This window comes from Chrysiogenia bacterium (assembly GCA_020434085.1).
Lineage (GTDB): Bacteria > JAGRBM01 > JAGRBM01 > JAGRBM01 > JAGRBM01 > JAGRBM01.
The window spans coordinates 1-2,337 of record JAGRBM010000339.1 but is presented as its reverse complement, the minus strand read 5'-3'; the positions used below and the strand labels follow the sequence as shown (position 1 = coordinate 2,337).

The following is a 2,337-nucleotide window of genomic DNA, read 5'->3' as shown; positions in this document are numbered from 1 at the left end:
GGCTCCGGCCGCCGCACAGGATGATGGTTGGGAAGACGATCCCTGGGGCAGCGGAAGCGGCGGAGGTGATTCCGGCGGCGGCGCGGCCCTGCCGGTGGAGATCCACGGTTTTGTCGAATTCGCCGGCGCCAGCCGCGCGGTGGAAAACCCCTGGCAGAATGACGACTTCGTGCTGGGCGAGGGCCGCTTCCGGCTCGAACTCCAGCACTTCGGCGATCAGGTCAGCGCCAGCTTCAAGGGCGACGTGGTCGGTGACGCGGTGGCGCAGTCCACGGACATCGACTTTCGCGAGGGGCTGATCTCGTTCACGCCGGCCAAGTGGCTCGACGTGCGTGCCGGTCGGCAGGTGCTGACCTGGGGGACAGGCGACTTCGTGTTCCTCAACGATCTGTTCCCCAAGGACTGGGTGTCGTTCTTCATCGGTCGCGACGACGAGTTTCTGAAAGCCCCCTCGAATGCAGTGAAGCTCAGCGCCTTCAGCGACATCGTGAACCTGGACGTTGTCTACACGCCGATTTTTGAACCCGATCGCTTTTTCGATGGCAGCCGCATTTCCTTCTTCAACCGCGGCACGGGTGGCTACTTCAGCGCCAGCGCCCCGTTTGCGAAAATGAATCCCCCGCGCGAAGCGCAAAACGGCGAGTGGGCCGCGCGCCTTTACAAGACGATCAAAGGCTACGAGGTCGCGCTCTATGGTTACCTCGGATACGGCAAGCGCCCTACCGCGCTTGATTCGGTCTCGTTTATTCCGACCTATTCGCGGTTGGCGGTCTACGGCGCAAGCGTGCGCGGGAACTTCCTGGGCGGCGTCGCGAATCTGGAGACGGCCTACCACCACTCCTTCGATGACAACGACGGAAACAATCCGTTTATTCCCAACAGCGAGCTGCGCGGGCTGGTCGGCTATGACCGCGAGCTTTTCGCCAATTTCCAGCTCGGGCTGCAGTACTATGTGGAGTGGACGCAGGAATACGCCGCGCTGATTGCGGCCTCACCCACGCCGCAATTCGAGCAGAAAGAGGCGCGCCACATGCTCACGGCGCGCATCACTTGGCGCTTTCTGCGCGACAACCTGATCTTCTCGACCGTGGCCTTTGTCTCGCCCAACGAAAAAGACCTCTACCTGCGTCCCTCGCTGACCTACCGCTTCAATGACCAGATCAAGCTGGCGGTGGGCGGCAATATCCTCTCGGGCGACGATGACCACACCTTCTTCGCCCAGCTTGAAGAAAACTCGAATGTCTATGTGCGGGCGCGTTACAGCTTCTAGCGCCCGTTCAACAAAGGAGCGTGCAACCATGACGATTAACGAAGGACTTCGATTGGTGGCCGGCGTGGTGGTGATTCTCAGCGTCGTGCTCGCCCATTACGTGAGCCAGTATTTCCTGCTGCTCACCGGCTTCGTGGGACTCAACCTGCTGCAGTCGGCCTTTACCCACTGGTGCCCGATGATGTGGTTGCTTGGGAAACTCGGCCTCAAGAAAGAAATTCCCGCCGCTACCTGACACGCGCGGCAATGCGCTATGCTCGTTCCCCTCTCAAGGGGGAGCGAGCCATGGCCAAATCTTCACTCTGGTGGGTGCCCTTCGGCGGCGTGCCCGAGATCTCTGCCGAAGAACTGCACGGACAGCTCAATCGCGAGCAGGCGCCGCAGATCCTCGATGTACGCACCACGCTGGAGTGGAAAACAAGTCGCATCCCCGGCGCGCGCAGCGCGCCCATTACTTCCCTGAAATCGCAGCTCGATGTGCTGGCGCTCGATCCGGCGCGCCCGGTCGTGGCGATCTGCCTGTCGGCGCACCGGAGTATCCCGGCCGTCCGGCTGCTGAGGGACGCGGGCTTCGACCAGGTCTGCCAGCTCCGCGGCGGCATGCGCGCGTGGTGGAAGGCAGAGCTTCCCGTCGAAAAGGGCGAGTAGCGCGCTCAGCGCTGGATCGGCGCGATGTCGGAGGGTGGTAGTGAATTCGGAGCCGCCGGCGCGTTCACGGGCGCGGCCCAGCTCGGGAGCTGTCCGTAGAAGCTCACCGGCCCTGGCGGCAGTGTACGGAAATGCTCGGCGGGGTAGGGCTCGCCGCTTTCATCGCGCATCTCCATCTGCAGGCTCACCGGCCCGCCCAGATGATAATACGAGAGCGACATCGGATAGATACCGGGTTTGAGATGCGCCCGTCCTGAGCCCTCGCCGCCCTCGGTGTAGGGGTCGTCGTCAAAGACAATCATGTTGCCAAGGCGTAGCTGCGCGCCGCCGCCGCTGGAGCGCAGCGCAAAGCTGTAGTCCTGCTCTTTATCGATGGTCACGAAAGTGCGGTAGTGCACGTAGAAACGCTCGGCGTGTTG

Annotated in this window: 4 protein-coding genes; 3 read left to right on the top strand and 1 reads right to left on the bottom strand. The window is 62.5% G+C overall.

Annotated elements, in window-relative coordinates; all coding sequences use genetic code 11:
- The 3 genes from KDH09_11760 to KDH09_11750 all read left to right on the top strand — a co-directional run.
- Positions 1-1,270: hypothetical protein (locus KDH09_11760; protein ID MCB0220363.1), on the top strand; the 1,270-nt coding region annotated here is incomplete at its 5' end.
- Between the two features lie 28 nt (positions 1,271-1,298).
- Positions 1,299-1,505, top strand: coding sequence for a DUF2892 domain-containing protein (locus KDH09_11755; GenBank protein MCB0220362.1), 207 nt, complete (start codon positions 1,299-1,301; stop codon positions 1,503-1,505).
- 50 nt (positions 1,506-1,555) lie between these two features.
- Complete coding sequence (locus KDH09_11750) at positions 1,556-1,918, top strand: rhodanese-like domain-containing protein (protein MCB0220361.1); 363 nt, start codon at positions 1,556-1,558, stop codon at positions 1,916-1,918.
- 5 nt (positions 1,919-1,923) lie between these two features.
- Here the strand turns inward: KDH09_11750 and KDH09_11745 are convergent.
- Positions 1,924-2,337: hypothetical protein (locus KDH09_11745; protein MCB0220360.1), on the bottom strand; the 414-nt coding region annotated here is incomplete at its 5' end.